Below are 25,530 nucleotides of genomic sequence, written 5' to 3'. Positions count from 1 at the left end.
GTTCTGGCAGATACCTACCGCTCACACCCACTCCTAAAGGGGTGGGCTTTCGCTAGGTCTGTATCACACGGTGATTCTCTAGCGAGGGTGAACCGCCTCGGGGTCACGTGGTTCAAGACGCCGACGGCGTCTCGTCATCACGAGAGAGCTTCGCTCTCTCGAACGACCCCAAGGCAATCGGCCTGCTCCGCGTGTAGACTACCGTGGTACTACCCGCGTTATCGCTGTCGATGACCGTCGTTGCTACCTCCGACGTCGGGCGTTTTGAGCACGGTGGCGTTGGTTTCAGGACCGAGTGACTCGACGCGGACACTGGAGACCTTGAATTCGGGGATACCGGCCTGCGGGTCGAATGTTTCCTGCGTGAGTTTGTTGACGGCGCCGGCGGCGAAGTGCATCGGGATGAACAGCGTCCCCTCGCCGACGCGGTCGGTCACCTGTGCTTTGACGACGATGTCGCCCCGGCGGGATTCGACACGGACGTACTCGTCATCGGAAACGCTGAGCCGGTCAGCCGTTCGAGGATGTATCTCGACGAAGCTCTCGCCGACGTGGCCCATGAGTCCTTCGACGCGACGTGTGAGCTGTCCAGTGTGCCAGTGGTAGAGGACGCGTCCGGAGGTGAGCGTGAGCGGGTACTCCTCGTCGGGAACTTCGCCGGGACGGCCGCCGTCCGCCGGGATGAAGCGAGCGAGGCCGTCGTCGAAGTTGAAGTTCCCGTCCTCATAGTCGTAGAGATACGGCGTACCGGGGTGGTCTTCGTCCCAGCAGGGCCACTGGAGGCCGTGCTCCTCGCCTTCTTCGAGCCGGTCGTAGCTCACGCCGCCGTAGATCGGGGCGAGATCGCTGATCTCGTCCATGACCTCCCGCGGGTGGTCGTAGCCCCAGTCGTACCCGAGGCGACTCGCCAGCTCCTGGGTTATCTGCCAGTCTTGACGTGCGCTTCCCGGCGGGTCGGCGGTCGGTCGAACGCGCTGAACGCGGCGTTCCGTGTTGGTGAACGTGCCGTGTTTCTCCGGCGAGGTCGCTGCGGGAAGTATCACGTCGGCGTGTTCCGCCGTCTCGGTCATGAAGATGTCCTGGACGACGAGGAAATCCAATGTCCGCAGGGCTTCCCCGGCGTGCTGGACGTCAGGCTCGGAGAGCGCAGGGTTCTCGCCGACGATGTACATCCCTCGGAGGTTGCCTTCGTGGACCTCGCTGAACATCTCCGGCACCTTGAGACCGGGTTCTTCGGGCGGGCGTTCGCCCCACGCGTCCGCGAACTTCTTCTGGACGTCTTCGTCGGACGGGTCCTGGTAGCCGGGCAGACTTCCGGGGAGCGTTCCCATGTCGCCGCCACCGCCCTGGACGTTGTTCTGCCCGCGGAATGGGGAGAGACCGGCGCCCGGCTTACCGACTTGGCCCAGCGTGAGCGCGAGATTCGCGAGCGCGAGAATGTTCTGGGTGCCGTGGCTGGACTGGGTCATTCCCATCGCCCAGCCAAAGACGACGTTCTCCGCCTCGGCCAGCGTCTCTGCAGCAGCGCGGAGTTCGTCCGCCGGTACGCCGGCCAGCTCTTGGACCTTTTCCGGCGTGTATGGCTGGACCTTCTCTTTGAGCGCCTCGAAACGCTTGGTGTTGCGCTCGATGAACGCCTCGTCGTGGAGGTCGTGTTCGATGACGTATCGAATCAGGCCGTTGATCCAGGCGACGTCGTAACCTGGCTCGGTCCGGGTGTACTGGTCGGCGTGTTCGGCGATACCGACCTTGCGCGGGTCGAACACCACCAGATCGGCGCCGTCGCGGACGTTTTGTTTGATACGTGTCGCCAGCACTGGATGCGATTCGGTCGTGTTCGACCCGGTGATGAGGTAGGCATCGGCCTCCCCGATGTCTTCGTTGATGCGGTTGGTCATGGCGCCGTAGCCCAGCGTCTGCTGGAGTGCGGCCACCGTCGAAGAGTGACACAGGCGAGCGCAGTTGTCGACGTTCTTCGTCCCCAGCACCTGGCGGGCGAACTTCTGGACGAGGTAGGCTTCTTCGTTGCTCCCCTTCGATGAGGCGAGGCAACTGACTGCGTCGACACCGTGTTCGTCCTGGATTCGGTCCAGGTTCTCGGCGACGTAGTCGAGGGCCGTGTCCCAACTCACCGTCTCGAACTCGCCGTCGTCGTTGCGAACGAGCGGCTGCGTGAGACGTTCGTCGCTGTTGGAGAATTCGTGACCGAACTTGCCCTTCACACAGGTCGAGAAGTTGTTGGCGGGTGCCGTGTCGGGGTCGGCGACCGGTTGGACGCCGAGCGCGTCGCCGTCCTTGCCCCACATCTCGAAGCGACAGCCGACCGCGCAGAACCCGCAGGTGGTCTCTTCGGTGTCGACGTTGTCGAGTCGATGGCTGCTGACGGCGTCGGCGACGTCGAAGAGGCGTCCTTCGGACAGCGTTTTCGTCGCGACGTTCTCGGCGGTGTGCTCGCCGAACAGCATCGCCTTCCGGCCGTACTCGCTAGCGAGGTCCGCTGCGCGCTTTTTCGCTCCGGTCATGAACCGAGCGACGCCTGCCACGTCGCCCGAATCGGCGGTCGTGTCCGCGTCGACACCGACGGTGCCACCAGGGTCGGGCGAGCGGTTCGGGGCGGCCGTGTCGTCCAGCGTCTCCGCGTCGTCGCTCTCGATGACCGTGCCGACGGAATTCCGTTGAGAGAAGCCAGGTAGCGGAAGCGTCCCGGCGCCGCCGATACCTTTCTCGGTGAGTGCACCGGTCGGGCAGACGGTAGCACAGTGCCCACAGGAGACGCATTCCGAGTCGGCCATGGTCTCGGCGTCGGACTGGAATCCGATGCGGGTGTCCTCGCCGTGCCCCTCCATGCGGAGGACGCCCTCGACCTGGACGTCGTTGCAGCTCTCGACGCACCGGTTGCAGAGGATACACTTGTTGCGATCTATCTGGATGAACGACGAGGTATCGTCGATGGGTTCGTACTCGTCGCGGTCGTCGAACACGCCGTAGCGCGGGTGGTCGACACCTTCGCTGATCGCTGTGTCTTGAAGTTCACAGCGACCATTGCCGTTACATGTCGTACACCGGAGGTTGTGGTTCGAGAGCACGAGGTCGAGGTTGACGCTGCGACTCTCCTCGGCGTCGGGTGTGTCGGTCTCGACCGTCAGTCCGTCCTCGGCCGGGAACGAACAGGACGGAACCAGACCGTGTCGTTCCGTCTCGACCATACAGGTACGGCACTCGCTGCGCGGTCCGATTTCGTCGCTCCCGTCCCCGTCTCGGTCGTAGTAACACAATGCGGGAACGTCAGCGTCTTTCTCGACGCCATCGGCGCCCGGTTCGACGGTCACCGTGGCGTCGTCGACGGCCTGCATCGCGTCGATGATGGTCGACCCCGGCGGTACCGAGACCGGCGTTCCGTTGACGGTCAGCGTCGTTGGCGTCTCGCTGTCCGTTCCCGCCTCGGAATCGTTCGCTGTACCGGTCTCGAACTCCGCCGTGACCGACGTCTGGTGCTGTGGATCGTCGAGATCTGGAACTCCTGGAAGTGGGTCGTCAGTACTCATAGGTTTTCGGAACAGGTGCCACTTGGACAGCGGCTATCGACGTGTGCTTGGAACTCCGGTTCGAACTCCTCTATCGCGGTCAGCGCCGGACGCGGTGCATGCGCTCCGATTCGGCAATTACTCGAACGTCGCATCACCCGACCGAGTTCGCGAATCTTGTCTGTCTCGAACGAGCCCTGGTAGATATCGCGCAACAGATCGGTGAGCTGTCGAGTCCCCTCTCGGCCGGGGACACATCGGCCGCTGTTCTCCGTCGACGCGAAGTGGGCTCGCTCGCCTACGGTCGAAACCGCACAACGCTCGTCGTTCAACAGTTCGACGACGCCCTCCGTCCCGAGCGTTGCCGCGTCGAGGGACCCGGCGGTCGCCGTGATGTCCAAACTGCGGGTGATTCCGCCGAGAACGCCGCCGACGCACGCCATCTTGAAATCCCCGTCCATATCGACGGCGTCCCGAGCAACGGCGAGACTGTCGCTGGATGCTAGCTCGATGGTCGCGGGAGCGGCCACGTCGCCGGTTACGGTCACGAGTCGGGTGCCGGGATCGGCAGCGTCTGAGTCGTACGCGTCTGGGTCGCGGAGCGCGTACTGTACCTGGGCGACCGTCCGCGGCGTGTGGACGACCGTCGGGCGTCCGTAGAGTCCGTACGTCGCAGGTGTCGGTGGCTGACGGCGCGGTTCGATTCGGTCTGCTCCTTCCATCGATTCGAGTGCGGCCGTCGGCGCACCGGCGCGATACTCGTCGGGGCCGACGACGAGCTGGGGGACGACCGGCAGTTTCCCTTCGGCTGCCTCGACGGCGCGGCGGACGCGCCGCTGGAGTCCGGTGTCGGTCTCGTTCAGGTAGATAACCGCGTCCGTGGCACCGATGTACTCGGCGATAGCTGCCATCCCGTCGAGGACGGACATCGGCGCGCCGGCGAGCAACGTCCGGTCCGTCCGCGATGGGTCGTCGGCGTCGTTGGCGTTGACGACGACGACGGGTTCACCGTCTGTCTGGCGCGCTTGCTTCCACGCGTCGGCGGCGGGTTCGTCGGCGGTGGCGTCACCTCTCCCGCGGCCGAGTAGTCCGAGGTCCGCGATGTCGCCGGCGTCTCGTTCGGGCGAGACAAGCGCGTACTCGTTCGGGTCGAGCGGGTCGACCCATCCGCAGGGACCGAGAACGCGGCGTCGACCGACCGCCAACGGACCGTCCGGTGGAACCGGCAGCGATGTCACCCCTGGAGCGTGTTCGACGATAGCATCCGCGCGGTCGGTCGGAAGCCCGTTCGCTTCTACGTCGGCTGCGAGGTCACGAACCGTCGACGGGCGAGGGGATGCAAAGAAGGCGGTCTCGCCCCCGTCAGTCGCGATGACGAGCGGTTCGAGTTCTCCGATTCCAGTCGTTCCTGTCCGTACGACGGGAATCGAATCGGTGGCATCGCGAGCAGCGTCGAGTACCCTGTTTCCCCGGTCAGCTGTCACGTCCACCGTGACGCGGATGACCGGCGAACGGCCGACGGTTCCCCTGTCGTTTGACATCGGCACACACCACGTAGTCGGATGGTAAAAAACCACTCCAAACATCGAACTGTAAAATTAAATAACAAACTAAAAATATTGCATAGCCAATCGGTAATCGATCGTACGGTTATCGGACGGCTTGACGGACAGGGGGTCCTCGGCCGTGCCCAGAGTGACGACTATCCCACAGTTTGTTCTATTGCTGACATACGATACGAGCCGGATCGTTTAGAACTGGTGAGCTACCCCACCCTACTTCCTCACGGCTGTCGCCGTTCGCTCGTTGAGGGTGGGGCTTCCTGTTTCCACGACGCGCTTTGCAGATACAGGTGTATCCACAGGGAGCGCAGTCTCCACAGGCGTTGATTCGGAGTATCCCACTCCTACGTCTTCGAGACCGCGAGAAAGGATGTTCCACGCCGCATTCGCATCTCTATCCGCTTCAAATCCACACGACGGACACGAGTGTTCACGAATCCACAACGGCTTGTCCGTCTTGACACCGCAGGATGCACATTCCTTCGTCGTGTCCTTCGGGTCAACCGCGACGAAGTGTGTTCCCTCACGCTCGCACTTGTATTCGAGCATTCTGAGGAACGTCCCCCACGCCGAACCTGCGCGATTTCGTGAGTTACCGGGGAGTTCGACCAATCTTTTCGCGTCTAAGTCCTCGACGGCCACCAAGTCGTACTCGCGGGCGTAGTAGTTCGATAACTTGTGGAGGAAGTCTCGCCGCTTTCGCTTCAGATCTGCGTAGCGTTCGGCCACGACCTTCCGCTGCTTCTCCCAATTTTCGGAACCGTGTTTCTTCCGTGAGAGGTCGCGTTGAGCGCGTTCGAGCCGGTCACGTTCTTCGCCGAAGTCGGGACTCCCGATGGCATATCCATCGGTGTCGTGTGCGTACTTGAGAATCCCCACGTCGATGCCAACGACCTGCTCCGGCGTCTCAGGTTTCTCGGGAGTGTCTTTGTCCACGTCGATGCCGAACGTGGCGTACCACTCGCCCGTTGGTTCCCGTTTGACCGTGACCTGTTTGATACTCGCGTCCTCGGGGATGGCTCGGTGAAGGTGAATCGGAATCTCACCGATTTTGCTCAACGACAAGGCAGGCCGACCACTCGTATTCTTGAGTTTGAAGCCGGACTGGTTGTAGGTGAGCGACCGATAATCCCGAGGTCATTTCCATTTGAGCATACCCACGGCACGTCCGTTCTCCTTCTGTGCTTTGAGCGTGGAGAGATTGTCGTAGACACGCTTGACCACCATCTGGAGGACTTTCGAGTGAATGTCTCCGAGGTCGTCCCACCACGTTTTGAGGTCGGGTAGTTGTCCCTGCACCTCGTAGCGGGCAGGGATGTCGTCAGACTCGTTGAGCAGGTAGAGGACGTGGTTGTACAGTTGCCTACAAGTATCGACGTGGTGGCGGAGTTCCTCGCGGAGGGCCTCCGGTGGGTTGAGTCGATACTTGTAGTTGTACTGCATGGTCTACTCGTCTGAATCGGGTTCGGAAACGCGTACGACTTTCACATCGGCTCCGCGCCAGCGTTTGGGAACGATGACGTGGGCGCTATTGCCTGACGGTTTTGCAGTCCCGTCAAGGACTTCCTCGCCTTCGATTTCAAACCTATCCATCACTGATGGATAGACATAAAGGAAGCGATGGGCCTGTGGGTCGGGTGTCGTAGGTGTTTGAGAAATATGCGGCGCTGTATCTCCTCCCTATTGCGCTACTCGGTTGCTTCGCTCCCTGCGTTGCTCCTTGAGGAAGGGGACTTAGCGCCTAAGTCCAGTTAAAATTCTCTACCACTGGTCAAAATTTTTAACTTGGCAGTTTCCATTTGATAGACTGTGACGAACACCCAGACGGAGAAAAATCGATGGCTAATAGCACTGTCGGCGGTACTAATCCACCTGTCGATCGGATCTGTGTACGCGTACAGCGTGTACCAGAACCCGCTGCGTGACTCATTGGGGTGGGAAATCTCGGACGTGACGATGGCGTTCACCGTCGCGATAGTCTTCCTCGCCATCTCTGCCGCATTCCTCGGACGGTACGTCGAGAAGCACGGACCGCGGTTGTCCGGACTCGCGGCGGCCGCGCTGTTCGGTCTCGGTACCGTCGGTGCCGGCATGGCCGTCGAGGTGGGCAGCTATCCCATGTTCATCGGTACGTACGGCGTCCTCAGCGGCATCGGAATCGGTCTCGGATACATCGCTCCCATCTCGACCCTCGTCGAGTGGTTCCCCGACCGGCGAGGAATGGCCACCGGACTCGCCGTGATGGGCTTCGGCGCCGGCGCGCTGATAACCGGCCCCGTCGCGAATACAATCATGCAGTACGCCGGCATCTCGACGGCGTTTTTCGCCTTGGGCGTCGGGTATACGCTCCTGATGGTCGCTGGCGCGAGCTATCTGAAGAAGCCTCCGGAAGGCTGGGTACCCGAGGGGATGGACGAGAGCGAGATCGACGACGCCACCAAGGGCGTGACCGTCAGCACCGACCTCGAACAGCTCACCGCCAGGGAGGCGCTCAAGACGCCGCGGTACTATCTGGTGTGGCTGATGTTGTTCATCAACATCTCGGCCGGCATCATGCTGCTGTCGGTGGCGTCACCGATGACTCAGGCTATCACCGGCGCTAACGCGGCCACCGCCGCCTCCATTGTCGGCGTCATCGGCGTGTTCAACGGCGGCGGTCGCATCGCCTGGGCCAGCGCCTCCGACTACCTCGGGCGAACGACCACCTACGGCGTGTTCTTCGCCATCCAGATCGCCGCGTTCCTCCTCATGCCCCGCATAACCAACGTCTTGCTGTTCGCGTCCCTCCTGTTCCTCATCATCACCTGTTACGGGGGCGGCTTCGCCTGCCTGCCGGCGTACCTCGGAGACCTGTTCGGAACGAAAGAGCTCGGCGCGATTCACGGCTACACGTTGACCGCGTGGGGGCTCGCTGGCGTCGCCGGCCCGATGCTGGTCGCACGAATCGTCGAGGCGACCGGAAGCTACGAGACGTCGTTCTACATCGTCAGCGTCGCACTCGTCGTCGGACTGCTCTGTACGGTGCTCTTGCGCCGTCGGATCAACAGCGTCAAACAGTCCCAGGGGAGCACACATACGTCGCCGACCACGTCCGACTAAAGTCGGAGTGCCGACCACTCGGTGGCATCGTCTCTCGACGAACGCCGGTCGCTCGTCAAGTATAAATGCCTTGTATATATTTGGCCGGACGTTTTCCCCCGTCGTGGTCTTGCTGAAAGATGGATGGTTCAGACGATTTCGCTCGAGACTGCGAAGGATGTTATCGACGCGGCTGAACGGAAAGCACAGGAGATAGAGAACCCGATGGTGATAACGGTTGCCAACTCGGAGGGGAACCTCATCGCCCAGCATCGCATGGACGACGCCTGGCTCGCATCGGTCAACATCTCCCGGAACAAGGCCTACACCTCGGCGGCCCTGGAGATGGCGACCGACGAACTGGCAGGGCCGTCGCAACCAGGCGAGTCGCTGTACGGACTGCAGACCACTGACGACGACCGCATCGTGGTCTTCGGCGGCGGATATCCGCTGACGAGGGACGGCGAAGTCGTCGGCGCGATCGGCGTCAGCGGAGGGCAGGTCGATCAGGACATGGAGGTCGCCCAGGCCGGCGTTGAGGCGTTCGAGGAAACCGCTGCCCAATAGCTAGCCGACCCCGGTCGCTTTTTTCGGACCGTGAGAGAACGGCAGGAGCGATCCTGCTTATTCACCGTACTCTGTTCGCGTTGATGGAGAAGCGGACGTCCCAAGCACCTGTACAGCGGGCCGACCCGCATCGACGAACTCCTCTACCGTGGGAAGGGGTCGTCATGCCACGTCTTCTGGCGTTCTTCGTCCGCTACCAGACAGTCGTCCAACTCGGCCGCCAGCCGGTCCGGGTCGAGGGACCGACCGATGAGCACGAGACGAGTCGCCGGTTCGTCGTCCCCCCATTCGCCGATGGGGCCGGCCTGGACCGACGGACCGGCTTGGTTGACCCCGAGGACTTCGTCGGGGCGGCTCGCCACCCACGTGAATCCCTTGGCGCGGATCAGGTCTCCGTCCCAGTCGTCAAGCCAAGCGTCGAACCGTCCGGGATGGAACGGCCGGTCGCGCTCGTAGACCGTTGACTCGACACCGTGAACTTCGGCTGCCGAAGCACCATCGTGGTCGTGGTCGTCGCCTTCGCTCCCGTCCGCGAGCGCGCGCTTCCAGCCCGGCGCACGCTTGGTGTCTTCGAAATCGAACCGGTCCGTGTCGAGGACGACTTCGGAATCGACCTCGGCGTAGGTCGTCCGGTGGATGGTCGCTCTGGGTTGGAGTTCCCGGAGCACGGTCTCGATCCTTTCTACGTCGTCGTCGGGCACCATATCGCACTTGTTGAGCAGGAGGACGTCACAGAACTCGATCTGGTCGATCATGACGTCAGTCAGGGGTCGTTCGGGATCTGGTACGGCATCTGGGAGCCCTTCGTCGGGGTCGAACGCTTTCCAGAATCCGTAGGCGTCGACGACCGAGACCATCGTGTCCAAATCGTACTGGTCCGACGAACTGGCGCTCTCCTGGGTCAGGGCTCGGGCTACCGGAAGGGGTTCTGAGATTCCGGACGTTTCGACCACGAGATGGTCGAATTCTCGCTCGCGGGCCAATCGACCCGATTCCTCGACGAGGTCGTCTTGTAGCTGACAGCAGATACATCCGTTCGAGAGGTCGATCACTCCTTCGTCGGTCCTCCGTTCGATGAGCGATGCGTCGACGTTCACCTCGCCCATATCGTTGACGATGACGGCGATCCGCCGCCCCCCGGGGTTTCGGAGCAATCGATTGACGAGTGTCGTCTTGCCGGCTCCGAGAGGGCCGCTCACGACGGTGATCGGAGTTGGCTGCGAGGGCGATACTGACTCGGTCGTCTTCGCGTTCTGTGACATAGGGAGGACGTCTATCAAGCAGCTCAGTTAGATATTTCCAGTTCGGAATCGGCTCTGCGGATACGCGTTCGAAGCGAGTGGTACTCCTTCGATTACTTTCTCTTGAGTAATATCTGTCCGCTACTCTGGACGAGCACCGTGTAGCCGTAGTAGGAGAACGTTACGCACCCTGCCATCGTCGCGTCGTCGTCAGTCCCCTCGAACAATGTATCTAATGCAGCCGGATTGATACTGTCGCTCAGGGGCGGAAGCTCGTCCTGGTCCTCGTTTTCGTACGCCGCGACTGCTTCGACAATTTGGTCGCTCATCCATCCTTCGTCGTTCCATTCGTGGTGGAGGTGATGGGTCGACTGTTTGGCGGTGGCACCCGTGGTACTACTACTCATATACCGTTAATCGAGATTTAGCTGCATGACCATTAATGTGGAATATGACCGGTGTTTAAGTACGCGGACGTAACTTGAGTCGTAATCGAGGCGATGTCTTCGCGTTTCGACTTTCGATATCGGTGAGCCGGTCGCGGAGGGCCGAGATTTCGGATGACAATTATTCGCAAATTGCCAGGCTCTTCAGGAATGGTCGCCGGGTATTTCCCCCGGCTCCGGAGAATCTTCGCCTCAAACAGGTCGTCAGAACTCAATCTCCCGCCGAACGTGAGTAACGGGAAACACGTCACTCCTCGTCGTTGATCAGCGTGGCCGAAACTAAGTTCCGCATCCCTCGCCGCAGACGACCGCCCATTGCCGTAGAGGAGACGTCGATCTCTTCGGCAATATCGCTGAGGGACTTCTCGCGCGGTTCGCTGAAGTAACCGCTCTTGTACGCTACCTTGAGCGCTTCCTGTTGTTCGTCAGTCAATCCGAACGAGATGTCGGTTCCTTCGCTTCTTTTTTCGTGTATCTCTATCAAGCTACAGTCGATTCCCCTTTCTTCCGCAAACTCCCAGACGGAGTGGAGCTCTTCTCGGCTCGGCAACTGTATCTGGACGAGCCATCCCCTGTCTTTGGTCTTTGCGTCCAGCATAAAACCGTTGACACTGGTCAGAGCGGGACTCAGTAACAGCGTATCGTCAGCGTGTCCAATATAGTATATGTGGATGCCGGAATTGCTGTCTATGAGCTCGTAATCAGTCACCGTGTGGTCCGAGTCGAGCCCGTTCTCAAGCGCTTCGTTATCATCGCATTCGATCACGAACGGGAACGTATCCGACTCTGGATCTGTCGTCGCTTGGTGAACTACTCTGATAGTTACATCTTCGATATCGCGCAGCGTGGGGACAAGAGCGAGGTTCTCGTGTTCTATGTACGCTTTGGCTGTTATCGTCATCTTCCTCCTATTAGGTCTCCACTTCTCTCACCTTCTTATCGCGTGTTCTGTCAGTCTGATATCGTCGTTCAGGACCTCATTCAACCGGTCTCTATTATCGCAATAGTTCTACGGGGAGATATAAGTAACTGTGCCACCGGAGCGTTCGACCCACACGAGATGTAAATCGTTCTCGTCAGAACCGCTTCAGCGCAGCAACGCTCGCTCGACCGGAGTGGTCGTCCGTTAGGAGACTGCTTCACAGAACTTGCGAGGTTGATGCCGCGGGGTTCGACCTCGAAGCGATTCCCGACGGGCACGCGACCGTCCCACCGACACATCGGAAAAAACGTCCCGCTTCGAGTCCTACGGATGACCAATGACCGGCGATGGTGATCGGGCGTGCAAGATCGATCGCGTCTCTGAGAAGCGAAACCTCGATAGTATCGACGAACAGCTGCAGGAGCGACGCGAGGACTCCGGGGCGAGCCTTCGAGACCTCGAAGAGTACTTCAATCAGCGGGTTCTCGAGGCCGCAATGCGCGATGGTGACGTCGAGGTCGTAGACGGAGACGCAGAGCACACGTTTCGTCTTCTCACCGCGGACACCGTGAGTTCGGGCACGGAGATAGAGGTGAGAGACCGGCTCAGACGAGCAGGGGTGGACCCGGAGGCGGTTATCGACGACTTCGTCAGCTATCAGACCGTCCGAACTCACCTCCGAGAATGTCTAAATGTCGATACATCTAATGACTCGGAGTTGACGCCTACAGACGCGAAAAACACCGTTTTTAAACTAATGTCTCGGACGGAGCTCATCACCGAGCGAACCATCGACCGACTCCGTTCTGCCGGCGGCCTGACGATCGGTGACGTGGACGTGACGTTGAGTCTCCGGGTGGCCTGCACCGAGTGCGGGGAAGAGTACCCCTTCTCTCGGTTAGTCGACCGGGGCGGTTGTCGGTGCGACTCATCTCGCAATTGAGTTCGTCGTTCCCATCTGCGACGCTACATCGCCGAGTTGTTAGAGTACCCCTAACACTAACTCTCCAGTAGGAAGGCTGCTCACGGACCTCGACACGCTCGCCAGGGAACTAAGCGTGGTGACCCGAGGGAAACGGCGAGAGGGGATACGTGCAGTGTGTCTCGTGTTCGCGGTGTTTGCTACGCATCTCTGGGAAATCAACGACTGAGGAATCGGACGCAAGATTAAATATTGCCGAGGAATGAACTTTCCAATAGTGGAAAACGCCGCCCCATACCGATACAGCTCCTACTATGCTCGACGAACGTGCTAATTCAACCGCTCGGCCTCCGAGCGACCTCGGTGACCTCACTATCGAAATTCGCAATATCGGTGGAATATCCGAGGCAGAGGTATCGTTTACCCCGGGAGTCTCGCTCCTGTCGGGAAAAAACGCGTCGAACAAGTCCTCTTTTCTGCGCGCACTCGCTGCCGTCCTCGGAGGACCGGACCCGCAACTGAAGAGCGATGCCAGAGAAGGATTCGTTCGTCTCGAAACCGCCGACGCCGAATATCACGTCGAACTAACTGCACGAGACGGCGGACAAGTCGTCAGCGACGCGAACAGGTTTTCCGATCTGGAGGAGCTCTGTGAACTGTTCGTAGCACTTGACGAGACGAACCCAGTTCGGCAGGCCGTCATCAACGACGGTGATCTCTACGAGCTTCTGATGAAGCCGGTCGACACGGAGGCAATCGAAACAGAGATCAGCCACCTGAAGTCCCGAAAAGACGACATCGACGGCCGTCTCGACGAGTTAAGTCGGAAGGAAGATCGGCTTCCCACGCTTCGGACACGGGCCAACGATCTACGACGAGAGATAGAAGCGGTGGAGGAGTCGCTCGACGCGAAACGCAAGGCCATAGCGGAGAGGGAGTCGGACGCCTCGCCGGACGACGAGGAGGGGGTGCTAGACGAGCTCAGACAGAAACGCGGTGAGCGGGAGACCGTTCGGAATCGGATTCAGACGCAGTCCGAGGCGCTGTCTTCGCTCCGGGACGAGCTTGAAGAGATTTCGGAGCAGACGATGGAGCTCCGGCCGTCCGAAGGGATGCGTGACATCGACGCAATCGAGACAGAAATCGAGCAACTTCACCACCAGAAACAGCAGCTGTCGACCACGATCAACGCGCTCAGCCCGATCGTAGAGATGAACGCACAGTTGTTGGACGACGAGGACGACATCCCCGAAGAGATGAAGTCCAACGACATTGTCAGCGAACTGGACCCCTCGTCCAGAACGGTCACGTGCTGGACGTGCGGGAACACCGTCGAGCGGTCGGAGATAACCGAGCAGGTCCGGGTCGTCCAGGAGATTTTGGAGGAAAAACGCGACCATCGCGGAGCCCTCACCGACCAGATTAGCGCCCTCAAGGACGAGAAACGCCGAATAGAGCAGCAGCGCGACGAACGCGAACGGCTCTCGGAACGGAAACGCTCCATCGAAGCAGAGATCGAACGCCGGGAAGAGCGACTCGAGGAACTCGAAGGTGAACGGTCGTCGCTCACAGACGATATCGAAAACCTGCAGTCGAAGGCCGAGGAAGCCGATGACGGGGACGAGGAGCTACTCGAACTACACAGCGAAGTGAGCAGCCTCGAATACGAACGCGGACAGCTGGAGAACGAGCTCGAGGACATCGAAGCGGAGATCGAAGAGATCGAGTCCGCCATCGCCGAGCGCGACGATCTCGAGGCCGAGCGCGAGTCCGTCACCACACGGCTTCGAGAGCAGCGCGACCGGATCGAAACCATCGAACGAGACCTCGTTACGGCGTTCAACGAATCGATGCAGCAGGTGATAGACCGATTGGCGTACGAGAACGTCGAGCGCGTGTGGATCGAGCGCCTCACCGGCGCGGATGGGAAGACACACTCTCGTACCGACTTCGAACTGCACGTCGTCCGGTCGACCGACGACGGGGCAGCCTACGAAGATACGATCGACACGCTGAGCAAAAGCGAACGCGAAGTCGTCAGCCTCGTCGTCGCGCTCGCAGGATATCTCGCGCACGAGGTGGCGACGGAGATTCCGATAGTAGTCGTTGACGCCGTCGAGATGCTCGACGCCGACCGCATCCGTGGGCTCCTGACGCATTTCGAGCAACACGCTGACTACGTCGTCGCAGCAGTTCTGCCAGCAGAAGCCGGCGAACTCGACGATACGTACCCCTGCATTCGCACGTCATCGTCGTTCACAGCCGAAACCTAACCGCGAACCCGCGACAGAACTGCGACTCGCCCACTCGTTCCCCCGCTCGTAACGCTGCTACGCGTCCGCCAGCGTCACCTACCTGCTCGCTTCGTTCGTTTCTCGAACGGCACGGACTGCGGCGGCGTTTGCGGCGACGTCGTGGACCCGGACGATGTCCGCTCCCCGTTCGGCCGCCATCGTGGTGACGGCAACCGTCGGCTGGAGTCGGTCGCTGGCATCGCGTTCGATGCGTTCGAACATCGACTTTCGGGAGTGTCCGACCATAATTGGACAGCCGAGAGCGCGTAGCTCCTCCAACCTGTCGACCAGCTCGAAGCACTCGTCGGTGGACTTTCCGAACCCGAGACCGGGATCGACGATTATCTGGTCGCGGTCGAGGCCAGCCCGTTCGGCCAGTAGCACCCGTTCGCCGAGTTCGTGGACGACGTCCTCAACGACGTCGTCGTACGTGACCGAGTGGTCCGGGTCGACGGGCGTGTCGACGCTGTGCATCACGACGACCGGCGCGTCGTGGTCGGCGGCGACGAACCGCATGTCCGGATCTGCCAGGCCGGACACGTCGTTGATTATATCCGCGCCCGCTTCGAGGGCGGCGTCTGCGACGGCCGCCTTCCTGGTGTCGACCGATATCGGGATGTCTGCGTCGGAGATGCGTTCAATGACTGGGACGACGCGTTCGATTTCCTCGTCGACGGTGACCGGATCGGCTCCCGGCCGGGTGCTCTCCCCGCCGACGTCGACGATGTCTGCGCCCGTGGAGATCATTTCGCGGGCTCGCCGCACGGCGTCGTCGGATCGGTCGTACCTGCCACCGTCGTAGAAACTGTCCGGGGTGACGTTCAGGATGCCCATTATCGCTGTGTCGGCGTCCCAGGGGTACTGGTCGGCTCCGTCGTCGTCGGTGACGTCGTGGAGTTGGTGCGTGATGTACGAGAGGCCCGGCTCGCAGTCTTCTATCGTGTCGACCAGCCGTTCGTACTGGGCGACGGTTCCGGAGAGTACGACCGATACGTGTCGGCTGGTCGCGTCTATCTCGGAGATGAGACACGTACCGCCGATCGATTGCATCGTTTGCTTCAGGCGTTCAGCCTGCTCCTTTCGTAGGTGCGTTTTGAAGGTCCGGGAGACGGTGTCCCTGGCGACGCGTTCGGCGAAGTTGCCCGGGACGTGCACGTCTGAGAGCATCGACCGCGCGGCGGCGGGCGTGTCCGTCCGTTTGGGAATCTGGTGCTGTGTCCACCGGTCGCGCGCTTCGGCGACGACGTACAGCGAGCCGGTGATGAGGACGCAGTCGTCGTCGCTGGCGGAGTTGAGCGCTCGTTCGACCGAGTCGAGGACGGCGCTGTCCGAATCGGCGTGCGTCGTTCGTTCGTCGAACGCCCCTGCGAGCGTCTCGGGCGATGCGGCCCGGTCCACGTTCGGTCGGCAGAGGTGAAGCACGTCCAGGTCGGGAAGTGCCGCGGCCATCTCGACGTGGTCTTTCTCCTTCATCGCGCCGAATACGAGGTGGATATCGTCGAACTCGTATCGGTCGACGAGGTCGGCGAGCGTCGCGCACGCGGCCGGGTTGTGAGCGCCGTCGAGTATCACGAGCGGGTCGGTCGACATGACCTCGAACCGACCGGGCCAATGTGCTCTCCGAAGTCCGCGTTCGATAGTCGAGGTCTCGACGTCCGCTGTTTGCCGGGCGAGCGTCGCTGCAATTCCGGCGTTCGTTGCCTGATGCTGGCCGATCAGAGGGAGATTCGTCGTGACGTCCCAGTCCGGACCCGATATCGAGACGGACGTTTCGACTGGTGACGTCATGTCGCCCTCCCAGGAGAGTACGTCGGCCTCGCACTCGCCGACGGTGACGACCTCTGTTTCGGTCTGGATAGCATCGAGCGCCCGGTCGTCTGCTCCCGTCACGAGCGGTCTCTCCGCTGGCGTGACCTGAGCCTTGTCGTACGCTATCTCCTCGATGCTCTCGCCGAGGATTCCAGTGTGTTCCAGGCTCACGCTCGTAACGGCACTGGCGACCGGGTTCACGACGCTCGTGGCGTCGTACTGGCCTCCGATGCCGACTTCGAGGACCGCGACGTCGACGTCTTTAGTCCCGAAATATCGTAGTGCGAGAACGGTTAGCACTTCGAAGTACGTCGGAGCGTCCCCGCTGGCACGAAGACGTGAGACGCACGGCTTAATCTCCTCGACGAACGAGCAAACGCGTGCTTTCGGTATCTTGCGACCGTTGATGCGGATTCGTTCGCGAAAGTCGTTCAGGTCCGGCGATGTGTACAATCCTACGTCAAGGTCTGCGCTCCGGAGCACGCACTCGAGCATTCGGGCAGTGCTACCTTTTCCGTTCGATCCCGCTATCTGGACGTAGTCGACACCCTCGTGTGGACTTTCGAGCGTGGACAACATCCTTGCGGTCGTTTCTGTCCCCAGCTTCGGGCGAGAGCGGTCCAGACTCTCAAGATAGTTGACCGCCTCGTGGTATTCCATACCAGACTTCCACGCCGATATCGCCATTAATGTACCGTCCGTTCGTCGGTTCAAAACCCAATCTCCCGTGATCGCCGCGTTACGGCGTGGCTGTGACTCTCGTTCGCAAACGTTCTCGCCACCCACCCCACATCGTGTAAGCAATATTTAATGTCGAGCGAGAAAGCGTGCTCCCGACGAGTCCTTGGAGGAAACACAGTCCTGGATCCGTACACACCGCACCGTTTATTGCGGCGTGTTCCGACAACCTCGGGCATGAGCACCGACGCGAAGAACAACCTATCAGCTGTGGAACCGTACGTGATGGAGTTCGAAGCGACGGTCGAGTCCATCGACGGCCGTGCAATCGCGCTCGAGCAAACGTACTTCTATCCGGAAGGCGGCGGACAACCTGCCGACCGCGGGACGCTGAACGGTGCCGAAGTCACCGACGTCCAGAAGCAAGAGGGGGAGACGCGCCACGTCCTCGGTACCGAACCCGAGTTCGGAGTCGGAGACACCGTCACGGCCCGCATCGACGACGAATTCAGGACGTACTGCATGCGAGCGCACACGGCGAGCCACTTGGTGTATGGAGCGGGACGACAACTGTTCGACGACCACGGCTACGGCGGATTCGACATCGGACCGAAGAAGACCCGTCTGGACTTCGAAACCGATCGCGATCCGAACGACGTGGACACGCTCACGGTCGAGCGGATGGTCAACGAAGTCGTGTGGGACGGGCGCGCGGTCGACTGGCGAGACGTCGACATCGACCGCGCACGCGAACGAGACGATGTGGTCTTCAACTTGTCAGACGACACCGAGCGGTCCGACACGGTTAGAATCGTCGAAATCGACGACTGGGACATCGCAGCGTGTGGCGGTACGCACGTCAGAAACACCAGCGAGATCGGACCGATAACGGTGCTGGACATCTCGAACCCCGGCGCCGACCTTCTTCGGATCGAGTACACCGTCGGGCCCGCCGCCGTACAGAGGCAGATCGACACCCGTCGAAACGCAGAACGGGCGTCGGATATCCTGGACACGAGCGTCGATGGTCTCCCCGAGCGCGCCACCAGTCTGGTCCAAGAGAACTCGTCACTCGAGGAACAGGTGGACCGACTGCACGAACGGCTGCTCGAAGGGCGTCTCGAGAGCCTCGTCGAGGACTCCGTCTCGAAGAACGGCGAAGACTGGATCGTCGGCGAAGTCGAGAGCGTCGGCCCGAACGACGTTGCCGACCACGTCAGACGCCTCGCGGGGGACGCTGGGGACGTGGTCGCTCTCACCGGCGTCGACGGGAGTTCGTTCATCGTCGTCGGAACGACGGGTTCCACGGACGCCAGCGACGTCGTGGATGACGTTACGTCGAAGTTCGGGGGTGGCGGAGGGGGCGGTTCGACCTTCGCTCAGGGTGGAGGTCTCGACGAACCGCCCCAGGCTGTCGTCGAGTATCTCCGCGAGTAGTCGGTATCAATCTCATCTCGGACGGCGCTCGAACGGCCGAGACGGTCACCCTCGTTCGGAACCCGCTGCTCTATCTACCGTACCTCACCCAAAACGTCAACAAGATTATCTAAATTGGGAGGGCAAAACACATCGTATACAGCTGATTTCAGGAGGAACAAGGTTGATTACTGCAGGAACGGAAGCGGCGTTCGTGATGAATCTCGCAGAGAGCGAGCCGTCCGTTTCGACGGACTACGAACCAGTACGTGCACAGACAACGGCTCTCGGACCGCAGCGACAGGAGGCGTGTCCCACGAACGACGGCGCCGACCGGAGGCCGATAGTATGACCGACGGAATGACCGAGATAACGGTCGTCGGCGACGACGACGTGGATATCGTCGTCGAGATGACTGCCTTCCTTTTCGAGCGCGACGTCGACATCACGGGACTCGACCAGGCCGCGCAGGAAGAGACCGTCAGAACGACCGTACAGGTCGACACGTCGGAGATGGCCACCAGCCGGGAAACGCTCCGAGAAGACCTCGACGACCTCGGTGACGAACTCGGGGTCAACGTACAGGTGCGGTTCCCGGCCGACCGCGAGACCCAGTCCATCGCCGTGCTCGTTACGAAAGAGAGCCACTGCCTCGAAGCCCTGTTAGAGGCCTGGGTCGATGGCGACCTCGGGGCGGACATCGAGGTCATCATCGGCAACCACGACGACCTCCAGCCGCTCGCGGCGAAGTACGACGTGCCTTTCCACGACATCGGCGACGAGAACGGGACTCCCGACGAGGGGAGATTGCTCGACCTGCTCGACGACCACGATATCGATCTCATCGCACTGGCCCGCTACATACGTATTCTCTCTCCGGAAGTCGTCTTCCGCTACGAGAGTCGCATCATCAACGTCCATCCGAGCCTTCTACCGGCGTTCCCCGGTGCGTCGGCGTACAGTCAGGCCGTCGAAGAGGGCGTCCGCATCGCCGGCGTCACCGCCCACTACGTGACCACGGACCTCGACCAAGGTCCCATCATCACCCAGCGGGCATTCAACGTTCCCGACGGCGCTACGAAGACGGACCTCCAGGAACGGGGTCAGCCGCTCGAAGCCGAGGCCCTCACCGAGGCCATCAAACTCCACATCGACGACGAAATCACTGTCCGCCGCGGCCAGACCACGCTCCGCAACCCGGAGGAGACCGACGCCCAGCTCGGCGCTCCCGAGGAACTCGACCGACAGACTCCCGATCGTCCGATCGACGTCGACGAGTTCGTCGTCGGCGACCTGGACGAGACGGTCAGTGCAGACGACTGATTCGCGATACTGCCCCCGACCCGCCGTCAGTTCCTACTACAAAGCGACGGGAGCGGAATCGTCGCCTATTCACGTTCTTCTGTGTCGACAGGAAGACAGTTCCGGCCGGATGCGTTTCTCTGCCGCGACGGACGAGCGACCGTGCGGAGCGAGGGCATCGTCGACGGGAGAAGCGAGCCGATTCGCATAACAGTGATATCAGCGTGAATCAACTAGTGCCGGAGCCGACTCACCGGGGGGGACCCGTCGACCGCGGATCTGCCAGAGGGGGACGGACGGTCGTTGGAGCGCGTACGGTACTCACTGTGCACGCGGACGAGTTCCGCCGCCGAAAACGTAGCCGCGATGTCCGACCGAACGTCGGGCTCCCGCCGTTCGACGGACTGTCTGAGCGAGCGCTGCGGACGGGGTCCGGTAGTCGGCGGAGGCCGAGTCCCGACGTTACTCGGTTACCGCCACTGCCTCTATCTCGACCGCCGCGCCTTTGGGCACTCGACCGACCTCGACCGCGCTTCTCGCTGGCGGCTCCTCCTCGAAGAACTCGCTGTAGGCCTCGTTGAAATCCTCGAAGTCGTCGATGTCGTCGAGGAACACGGTCATCTTGAGTACGTCGCTCATCGACGCTCCCTCCGATTCGAGTATCGCCCGGACGTTTTCGAGCGACTGCCGGGTCTGTTCGTCGACGGAGGCGTTATCACGGAGTTCCCCACCGGCCGTCAGCGGGAGCTGGCCGGCAGTGAAAATCAGGTCGCCGTTCGTCGTCGCTTGACTGTACGCTCCGACTGCTGCAGGGGCGTCGTCGGTGTTGACGATGCGTTTCACACCAGGCGATACCGGTCCCGATGTCTTAAATCTCGGTTCCGATGCGACTCACTCTGCATCGTATCGATATCGCTACCTATTGAGTTCCCGTGGCGACTGCACGCAAGATATTTACTGTCGATACTCCACATCCAGATATGGCGTTCGAGCAGTCGCTAGACCAGATAGACCCGGCTACGTCCGAGGCGATCGATCACGAACGCGAGCGTCAGGAATCGACCCTCGGGATGATCGCGTCCGAAAACCACGTATCGAAAGCCGTGCTCGAAGCACAGGGGAGTGTACTGACGAACAAGTACGCCGAAGGATACCCCGACAATCGGTACTACGGCGGATGCCAGTACGTCGATACCCCCGAGGAACTCGCCATCGAACGCGCGAAGGCGCTGTTTGGTGCCGACCACGTCAACGTCCAACCTCACAGCGGTACGCAGGCGAACATGGGAGTGTATTTCTCCGTACTCGAACCTGGCGATAAGATACTCTCGCTGTCTCTGTCGCACGGCGGCCACCTCTCGCACGGCCACGACGTCAACTTCTCGGGACAACTTTACGACGTCCAGCAGTACGAGGTCGATCCGGAGACTGGGTACATCGACTACGACGCCCTGCACGAACAGGCCGAGGAGTTCGATCCGGCCCTCGTCGTGAGCGGGTCCTCCGCCTACCCGCGCGAGTTCGAGTACGAACAGATCGGCGAGATAGCGGACGCAGTCGGGGCGTACCACCTCGCGGACATCGCTCACGTGACGGGGCTCATCGCGGCCGGCGTCCACGCGTCGCCGATGGACCACGCGGAGTTCGTCACTGGCAGCACGCACAAGACGATTCGCGCCGGTCGTGGCGGGATGATCCTCTGCGACGAGGAGTACGCCGACGACGTCGACTCTGCAGTGTTCCCCGGCGCACAGGGCGGCCCGTTGATGCACAACGTCGCCGGCAAAGCTGCGGGATTCGCCGAGGCGCAAACGAGCGAGTTCGAGTCCTACGCCGAACAGATGGTGACGAACGCGAAGACGCTCGCCGACGTGTTCACGGACCGTGGCCTCTCGCTGGTCAGCGGCGGAACCGACAAACACCTTCTGCTCGTCGATCTCCGCGAGTCCCACCCCGACATCACCGGAAAGGAAGCCGAGACGCTGCTCTCCGACGTCGGCATCATCGTCAACAAGAACACCGTACCGGGCGAGACGCGCTCGCCGATGGTTACGAGCGGCATCCGGGTCGGGACGCCTGCGCTCACCACGCGCGGACTCGAAGAAGCGGAAATAGAAACGGTCGGCGAGCTCATCGCTGACGTGCTCGACAACCCCGACGACGGCGACGTTCACGACCGGGTCGCCTCGACGGTCGACCAAATTTGCGATAATTTCCCGGTTTACGAGTGACATCCTCCCCGCCCTGAAGGGCGAGGATTCCCGCGTTGGGATATTCTGGTTTACGACGTGACCTGTTCTCGCGGTGCGAAGCATCCGCTCTCGGAATCGAACAGGTACGTCGATGGCTGTGCCAACCGGCCGTTACTCCTGTTTCACCGACAAACTCGATGAACTCGGAGATACTTTCTGCCGACTGTTCTCAGCACCGTTCACATCCGCGTTCGCCGTCGTTCTGACGACTGCGAGTCAATCGGGGTGGACGGTACCTACGAGCCTTCGTCGTCTCGCGCCTGACGGTGCGAGGGACGAACGGCTTGCAGTCAGCAGCGGACGGAGAGAAGGGGGACCGATTCGCGCGCAGCTCCAGGGAACTCGTCCTCGGTTGTACGTCAGTCGTCGTTCGTACTTTCGGCGTGAATCTCCTGGCTTTCTATCTGTGCCGTGGAGCTGATCGTGTCCTCCTGTTGTTCGGATTCGAAAAACACCGGGCAGATATCGCCACACGTCCTGCTCATCGAGAAGATAGCGATGAGCGTGATGAGGGCGAACGGACCGCCGGTGATGATGGACGCGGCCTGTAAGGCGTCGACTCCGCCGACGACCATCAGCAGCGACGCAAGAGCTCCGACCAGTGCGCCCCAGATGACGCGGTTGATCGTCGACGGTTCGAGTTCCCCACCGGTCGTGAGCATGCCGAGTGCCAGCGTCGAGGAGTCCGCAGAGGTGACGAAGAACGTCGTAATCAACACCAGGAACAAGGCGTTCAGTATCGTGCCGAACGGCAGCGCCTCGAACAACGGATATCCAGACCCGGCGACGCCGTACTCGCTAATGACGCCCAGGATGTCAGCCTGACCGGTATTCTGTAGCTTGATAGCGGTACTGCCCATGATTCCGAACCACGGAATCGTTATCGCGGTGGACGCCAGTACACCGGTGGTGACGACCTGACGGATGGTCCGACCGCGCGAAACGCGAGCAATGAACAGTCCGACGAACGGCGTCCACGAGAACCACCAGGCCCAGTAGAATATCGTCCAGCTGCCGACCCAGTTCGTGTCGTTAGCCGCGTTCGTGTAGAAGCTCATCGCGACGAACTGGTTGACGTACTTACCGACTGCTTCCGTCGTGTTCGTCATGATGAACACCGTCGGTCCAAGGATGAACGCCAGCACCATGACGAGCCCGAACAGGGCCAGATTGAACTGTGAGACGCGACGGATTCCCTTTTCGATGCCCAGTGCTACGGACAGCGTGAACGCGACTGTCAGTCCGGTGATGACGAGGACCGTTCCTGTATCGCCTAGGGTGATACCGGTGGTGTACTCGATACCGGTCAAGAACTGGCTGCCGACGAATCCGAGCGTGGTCGCGATGCCGCCGAGCGTCGCGAACACGGCCATGACGTCGATCAGTTTCGCCCATTTGCTATCGAGATTGTCGACACCGACGATCGGCGCAAGCACCGTCGAGACGCGCATCGGTGCGTCCCGTCGGTACGCGTAGAACGCGATTGGGAGTGACATGATGGCGTACGCGGACCACGCCGATATCCCCCAGTGGAAGAAGCTGTACTGTATCCCGCCGATGGCGGCCGCCGAGGTCTGTGATTGAGCGCTGATGAACGGGGGGACGGTGTCGTAGTGGAAGATCGCCTCGGCCGGTCCCCAGAAGACGATGCCCGCGGCGATGCCCGCCGAGTACAACATCGCGAAGTACGACAGGAAACTGTACTTTGGCTCTTCGTCCTCTTTGCCGAGTTTGATGTTGCCCCACGGACCGAACACCAGGAACAGCGCGAACGCCACGACGATGAACATCGCGATGAGGTATATCCAGCCGACGTTTTGCCAGAGGAACGCGTTCACGTCGGAAACTGCGCTCCCGGCCAGGTTGGGCATCGTGGCAAAAGAGATGACGGCGGCCAGCGCTACGACGAAGCCGACGACGAAGACGGGAGTGTCGAGTTCGTTGACGAACTGGGTCACGTATCCGTCTGATTCCGATTGTGCCATCGGTCTTTACCTCTTTCTTGCTCCGTCGAGACGGCCGCCTGTGGTCAGTGTCCGCGCCGTCGCGCCGACGCTCGTGCCGTGGTCGCGAGCGGTCGGTCGCTTGGCCTTTATTGTGCTATGGGTGAGCATGGCATTTCCACCTATTCAGGGTATGCTCAGTATCACCTATAAAGACCCGGAAATGAGACATAGATTACACCATAAGATTCCGTCTATCCGGGTGAAAGAAGCCGTTCACGGCGTCAGCACTACGATGTACTGACCGGCGTGCGTTCGCGGTTGATGTCTTCCACAACGTATCCGTTTGCTTCAATAGCGTCGATAATCGACGCCGCGTGTTCTGCACCGCTCGTCTCGACCTGAAACACGAGATACGCCTCGCCGACGTTCAGGTCCTCCACCGAGCGGTCGTGGCGGACTGTGCGGATGTTCGCTCCGTGGTCGGCGATAACGCCGGATATCTCCTCCATCTTTCCGGGCGCGTCGTTTATTTTGACGCGGAGTCGCAGGAGCTGTTCACGGTCGGTGAGGGCGTGAATCAGAACCGTCTGGAGCATCGTCATGTCGAGGTTTCCGCCGCCGAGCAAGGGCATCACCGTCTCGCCGCGCACGTCGAGCTCGTCGCTCAGAATCGCCGCGACCGACGCTGCACCGGCACCTTCGACGACCTGCTTTGCCCGTTCGAGCAGCAGGAGAATCGCGTTCGCGATCTCGGAGTCGGCGACGGTGACCACCTCGTCGACGTGCTCCTCGATGAGATTCAGCGTCAGGTCGGAGATGCCACCGGTCGCGATACCGTCGGCAATCGTGTCGACCTCGTTCAGCGTCACCGGAATTCCCTTGTCGAGACTTTCGTGGACGGTGGCGGCGCCGTCAGCCTGAACACCGACGACTCGCGTCTCGGGCGAGAGATGATCGATGGCCGTCGAAATACCGCTGACGAGCCCGCCGCCGCCGATGGGCACGACGACGGTGTCGACGTCGGGACAGTCCTCGTACATCTCGACGCCCAGCGTGCCCTGTCCGGCGACGATGTGCGGATCGTCGTAGGCGTGCACGAACTCGGCGTCGCTCTCTGCTGCCCGAGACTGGGCGTGATTCATCGCGTCCTGGAAGTCCTGTCCGACCAGTTCGACGGTGGCCCCGTACCCGCGGGTCGCGTCTATCTTCGCCTGCGGTGCGTTCTTCGGCATGACGATCGTCGAGTCCGCACCGCACTTGGTGGCCGCCAGCGCCACGCCTTGCGCGTGGTTCCCAGCGCTCGCGGCGACGAACTCGTCGACGCCCTCGTCGACGGCTCGGGCGATTTTGTTGTACGCCCCGCGCGTTTTGAAGGACCCGGTCCACTGAAGATGCTCCATCTTCAGGTACACATCGCCGCCGACCATCTCGCCGAGCGAGGTGCTTCGTTCGACCGGCGTCCGTTTGACGATCGTGTCGTCGTCCAGTCTGTCGTGTGCCTGTTCGATGTCGGCGTACCGAACTCGTGGTTCTCTACAGTCACTCATGTTCAAAACGTGATTGTCAGCGCT

General features: G+C 61.2%; 17 protein-coding genes and 2 pseudogenes. 7 read left to right on the top strand and 12 right to left on the bottom strand.

What is annotated here, in order from left to right; translation table 11 throughout:
• Positions 1-218 precede the first annotated feature (218 nt).
• From fdhF to ACRYA2_RS24975, 4 genes and pseudogenes are all read right to left on the bottom strand, one after another.
• The gene (gene fdhF / locus ACRYA2_RS24990; protein WP_433634220.1) at positions 219-3,545 is read right to left on the bottom strand and encodes a formate dehydrogenase subunit alpha; all 3,327 of its coding nucleotides are present in this window, start codon (positions 3,543-3,545) and stop codon (positions 219-221) included.
• Positions 3,542-5,065: an NADH-ubiquinone oxidoreductase-F iron-sulfur binding region domain-containing protein gene (locus tag ACRYA2_RS24985; RefSeq protein ID WP_433634217.1), complete on the bottom strand. Its 1,524-nt coding sequence runs from the start codon at positions 5,063-5,065 to the stop codon at positions 3,542-3,544. Before ACRYA2_RS24985 ends, fdhF begins: the two co-directional genes overlap by 4 nt.
• A 234-nt stretch (positions 5,066-5,299) precedes the next feature.
• Positions 5,300-6,529: pseudogene (locus ACRYA2_RS24980) on the bottom strand (RNA-guided endonuclease InsQ/TnpB family protein).
• A 3-nt stretch (positions 6,530-6,532) separates the two neighbouring features.
• The gene (locus ACRYA2_RS24975) at positions 6,533-6,679 is read right to left on the bottom strand and encodes a DUF2080 family transposase-associated protein (protein ID WP_007543159.1); all 147 of its coding nucleotides are present in this window, start codon (positions 6,677-6,679) and stop codon (positions 6,533-6,535) included.
• Positions 6,680-6,895: 216 nt separating this feature from the next.
• On the opposite strand from ACRYA2_RS24975, the gene ACRYA2_RS24970 reads away from it, so the two are divergent.
• On the top strand, positions 6,896-8,185 hold the full coding sequence (locus ACRYA2_RS24970; RefSeq protein ID WP_433634213.1) for an L-lactate MFS transporter: 1,290 nt from the start codon (positions 6,896-6,898) through the stop codon (positions 8,183-8,185).
• Between the two features lie 123 nt (positions 8,186-8,308).
• On the top strand, positions 8,309-8,731 hold the full coding sequence (locus ACRYA2_RS24965) for a GlcG/HbpS family heme-binding protein (RefSeq protein ID WP_433634211.1): 423 nt from the start codon (positions 8,309-8,311) through the stop codon (positions 8,729-8,731).
• Positions 8,732-8,874: 143 nt separating this feature from the next.
• On the opposite strand, the gene ACRYA2_RS24960 is transcribed toward ACRYA2_RS24965, so the two are convergent.
• From ACRYA2_RS24960 to ACRYA2_RS24950, 3 genes are all read right to left on the bottom strand, one after another.
• Complete coding sequence (locus tag ACRYA2_RS24960; RefSeq protein ID WP_433634209.1) at positions 8,875-9,993, bottom strand: CobW family GTP-binding protein; 1,119 nt, start codon at positions 9,991-9,993, stop codon at positions 8,875-8,877.
• A 92-nt stretch (positions 9,994-10,085) separates the two neighbouring features.
• Positions 10,086-10,379 (bottom strand): HalOD1 output domain-containing protein, encoded by a 294-nt coding sequence (locus tag ACRYA2_RS24955; protein WP_433634207.1) that lies wholly within the window; start codon positions 10,377-10,379, stop codon positions 10,086-10,088.
• Positions 10,380-10,665: 286 nt separating this feature from the next.
• Positions 10,666-11,319 carry a helix-turn-helix domain-containing protein gene (locus tag ACRYA2_RS24950; RefSeq protein ID WP_433634205.1) on the bottom strand — a complete coding sequence of 218 codons (654 nt, stop codon included), beginning with the start codon at positions 11,317-11,319 and terminating at the stop codon, positions 10,666-10,668.
• 358 nt (positions 11,320-11,677) lie between these two features.
• On the opposite strand from ACRYA2_RS24950, the gene rdfA reads away from it, so the two are divergent.
• Complete coding sequence (gene rdfA, locus ACRYA2_RS24945) at positions 11,678-12,283, top strand: rod-determining factor RdfA (RefSeq protein ID WP_433634204.1); 606 nt, start codon at positions 11,678-11,680, stop codon at positions 12,281-12,283.
• Positions 12,284-12,576: 293 nt separating this feature from the next.
• Entirely contained in the window at positions 12,577-14,535 is a 1,959-nt protein-coding gene (locus ACRYA2_RS24940) for an archaea-specific SMC-related protein (RefSeq protein WP_433634203.1), read from the top strand.
• Between the two features lie 78 nt (positions 14,536-14,613).
• Here the strand turns inward: ACRYA2_RS24940 and folP are convergent, their stop codons facing one another.
• Positions 14,614-17,025, bottom strand: a complete 2,412-nt coding sequence (gene folP, locus ACRYA2_RS24935) for a dihydropteroate synthase (protein ID WP_433634201.1) — start codon at positions 17,023-17,025, stop codon at positions 14,614-14,616.
• Between the two features lie 255 nt (positions 17,026-17,280).
• On the opposite strand from folP, the gene ACRYA2_RS24930 reads away from it, so the two are divergent.
• Both ACRYA2_RS24930 and ACRYA2_RS24925 read left to right on the top strand, forming a co-directional pair.
• Complete coding sequence (locus tag ACRYA2_RS24930; protein ID WP_433634199.1) at positions 17,281-18,480, top strand: alanyl-tRNA editing protein; 1,200 nt, start codon at positions 17,281-17,283, stop codon at positions 18,478-18,480.
• A 327-nt stretch (positions 18,481-18,807) separates the two neighbouring features.
• Positions 18,808-19,782 (top strand): formyltetrahydrofolate deformylase, encoded by a 975-nt coding sequence (locus ACRYA2_RS24925; RefSeq protein ID WP_433634197.1) that lies wholly within the window; start codon positions 18,808-18,810, stop codon positions 19,780-19,782.
• 441 nt (positions 19,783-20,223) lie between these two features.
• Here the strand turns inward: ACRYA2_RS24925 and ACRYA2_RS24920 are convergent, their stop codons facing one another.
• Complete coding sequence (locus ACRYA2_RS24920; protein ID WP_433634194.1) at positions 20,224-20,604, bottom strand: Rid family detoxifying hydrolase; 381 nt, start codon at positions 20,602-20,604, stop codon at positions 20,224-20,226.
• 137 nt (positions 20,605-20,741) lie between these two features.
• Here ACRYA2_RS24920 and ACRYA2_RS24915 point away from each other — a divergent pair, with 137 nt between their 5' ends.
• Positions 20,742-21,992: a serine hydroxymethyltransferase gene (locus ACRYA2_RS24915; protein ID WP_433634192.1), complete on the top strand. Its 1,251-nt coding sequence runs from the start codon at positions 20,742-20,744 to the stop codon at positions 21,990-21,992.
• A 50-nt stretch (positions 21,993-22,042) separates the two neighbouring features.
• Here ACRYA2_RS24915 and ACRYA2_RS24910 read toward each other — a convergent pair.
• The 3 genes and pseudogenes from ACRYA2_RS24910 to ilvA all read right to left on the bottom strand — a co-directional run.
• Positions 22,043-22,211 (bottom strand): annotated as a pseudogene (locus ACRYA2_RS24910) (RNA-guided endonuclease TnpB family protein); the annotation flags it as partial.
• Between the two features lie 161 nt (positions 22,212-22,372).
• Positions 22,373-23,998 (bottom strand): BCCT family transporter, encoded by a 1,626-nt coding sequence (locus ACRYA2_RS24905; protein ID WP_433634189.1) that lies wholly within the window; start codon positions 23,996-23,998, stop codon positions 22,373-22,375.
• Between the two features lie 248 nt (positions 23,999-24,246).
• The gene (gene ilvA / locus ACRYA2_RS24900; RefSeq protein WP_433634187.1) at positions 24,247-25,506 is read right to left on the bottom strand and encodes a threonine ammonia-lyase; all 1,260 of its coding nucleotides are present in this window, start codon (positions 25,504-25,506) and stop codon (positions 24,247-24,249) included.
• Between the last annotated feature and the right edge of the window lie 24 nt (positions 25,507-25,530).

The sequence above is a fragment of the Halomicrococcus pelagicus genome (assembly GCF_050954125.1).
Note: the sequence above shows the minus strand (reverse complement) of the source record. Positions and strands in the feature narration are given on the sequence as shown.

Excerpts from the sequence above, each read along its gene's own strand:
- fdhF (WP_433634220.1), bottom strand. The coding sequence starts at position 3,545 with ATGAGTACTGACGACCCACTTCCAGGAGTTCCAGATCTCGACGATCCA.
- ACRYA2_RS24985 (WP_433634217.1), bottom strand. The coding sequence starts at position 5,065 with ATGTCAAACGACAGGGGAACCGTCGGCCGTTCGCCGGTCATCCGCGTC.
- ACRYA2_RS24975 (WP_007543159.1), bottom strand. The coding sequence starts at position 6,679 with ATGGATAGGTTTGAAATCGAAGGCGAGGAAGTCCTTGACGGGACTGCA.
- ACRYA2_RS24965 (WP_433634211.1), top strand. The coding sequence starts at position 8,309 with ATGGTTCAGACGATTTCGCTCGAGACTGCGAAGGATGTTATCGACGCG.
- ACRYA2_RS24960 (WP_433634209.1), bottom strand. The coding sequence starts at position 9,993 with ATGTCACAGAACGCGAAGACGACCGAGTCAGTATCGCCCTCGCAGCCA.
- ACRYA2_RS24955 (WP_433634207.1), bottom strand. The coding sequence starts at position 10,379 with ATGAGTAGTAGTACCACGGGTGCCACCGCCAAACAGTCGACCCATCAC.
- ACRYA2_RS24950 (WP_433634205.1), bottom strand. The coding sequence starts at position 11,319 with ATGACGATAACAGCCAAAGCGTACATAGAACACGAGAACCTCGCTCTT.
- rdfA (WP_433634204.1), top strand. The coding sequence starts at position 11,678 with ATGACCGGCGATGGTGATCGGGCGTGCAAGATCGATCGCGTCTCTGAG.
- ACRYA2_RS24940 (WP_433634203.1), top strand. The coding sequence starts at position 12,577 with ATGCTCGACGAACGTGCTAATTCAACCGCTCGGCCTCCGAGCGACCTC.
- folP (WP_433634201.1), bottom strand. The coding sequence starts at position 17,025 with ATGGAATACCACGAGGCGGTCAACTATCTTGAGAGTCTGGACCGCTCT.
- ACRYA2_RS24930 (WP_433634199.1), top strand. The coding sequence starts at position 17,281 with ATGAGCACCGACGCGAAGAACAACCTATCAGCTGTGGAACCGTACGTG.
- ACRYA2_RS24925 (WP_433634197.1), top strand. The coding sequence starts at position 18,808 with ATGACCGACGGAATGACCGAGATAACGGTCGTCGGCGACGACGACGTG.
- ACRYA2_RS24915 (WP_433634192.1), top strand. The coding sequence starts at position 20,742 with ATGGCGTTCGAGCAGTCGCTAGACCAGATAGACCCGGCTACGTCCGAG.
- ACRYA2_RS24905 (WP_433634189.1), bottom strand. The coding sequence starts at position 23,998 with ATGGCACAATCGGAATCAGACGGATACGTGACCCAGTTCGTCAACGAA.
- ilvA (WP_433634187.1), bottom strand. The coding sequence starts at position 25,506 with ATGAGTGACTGTAGAGAACCACGAGTTCGGTACGCCGACATCGAACAG.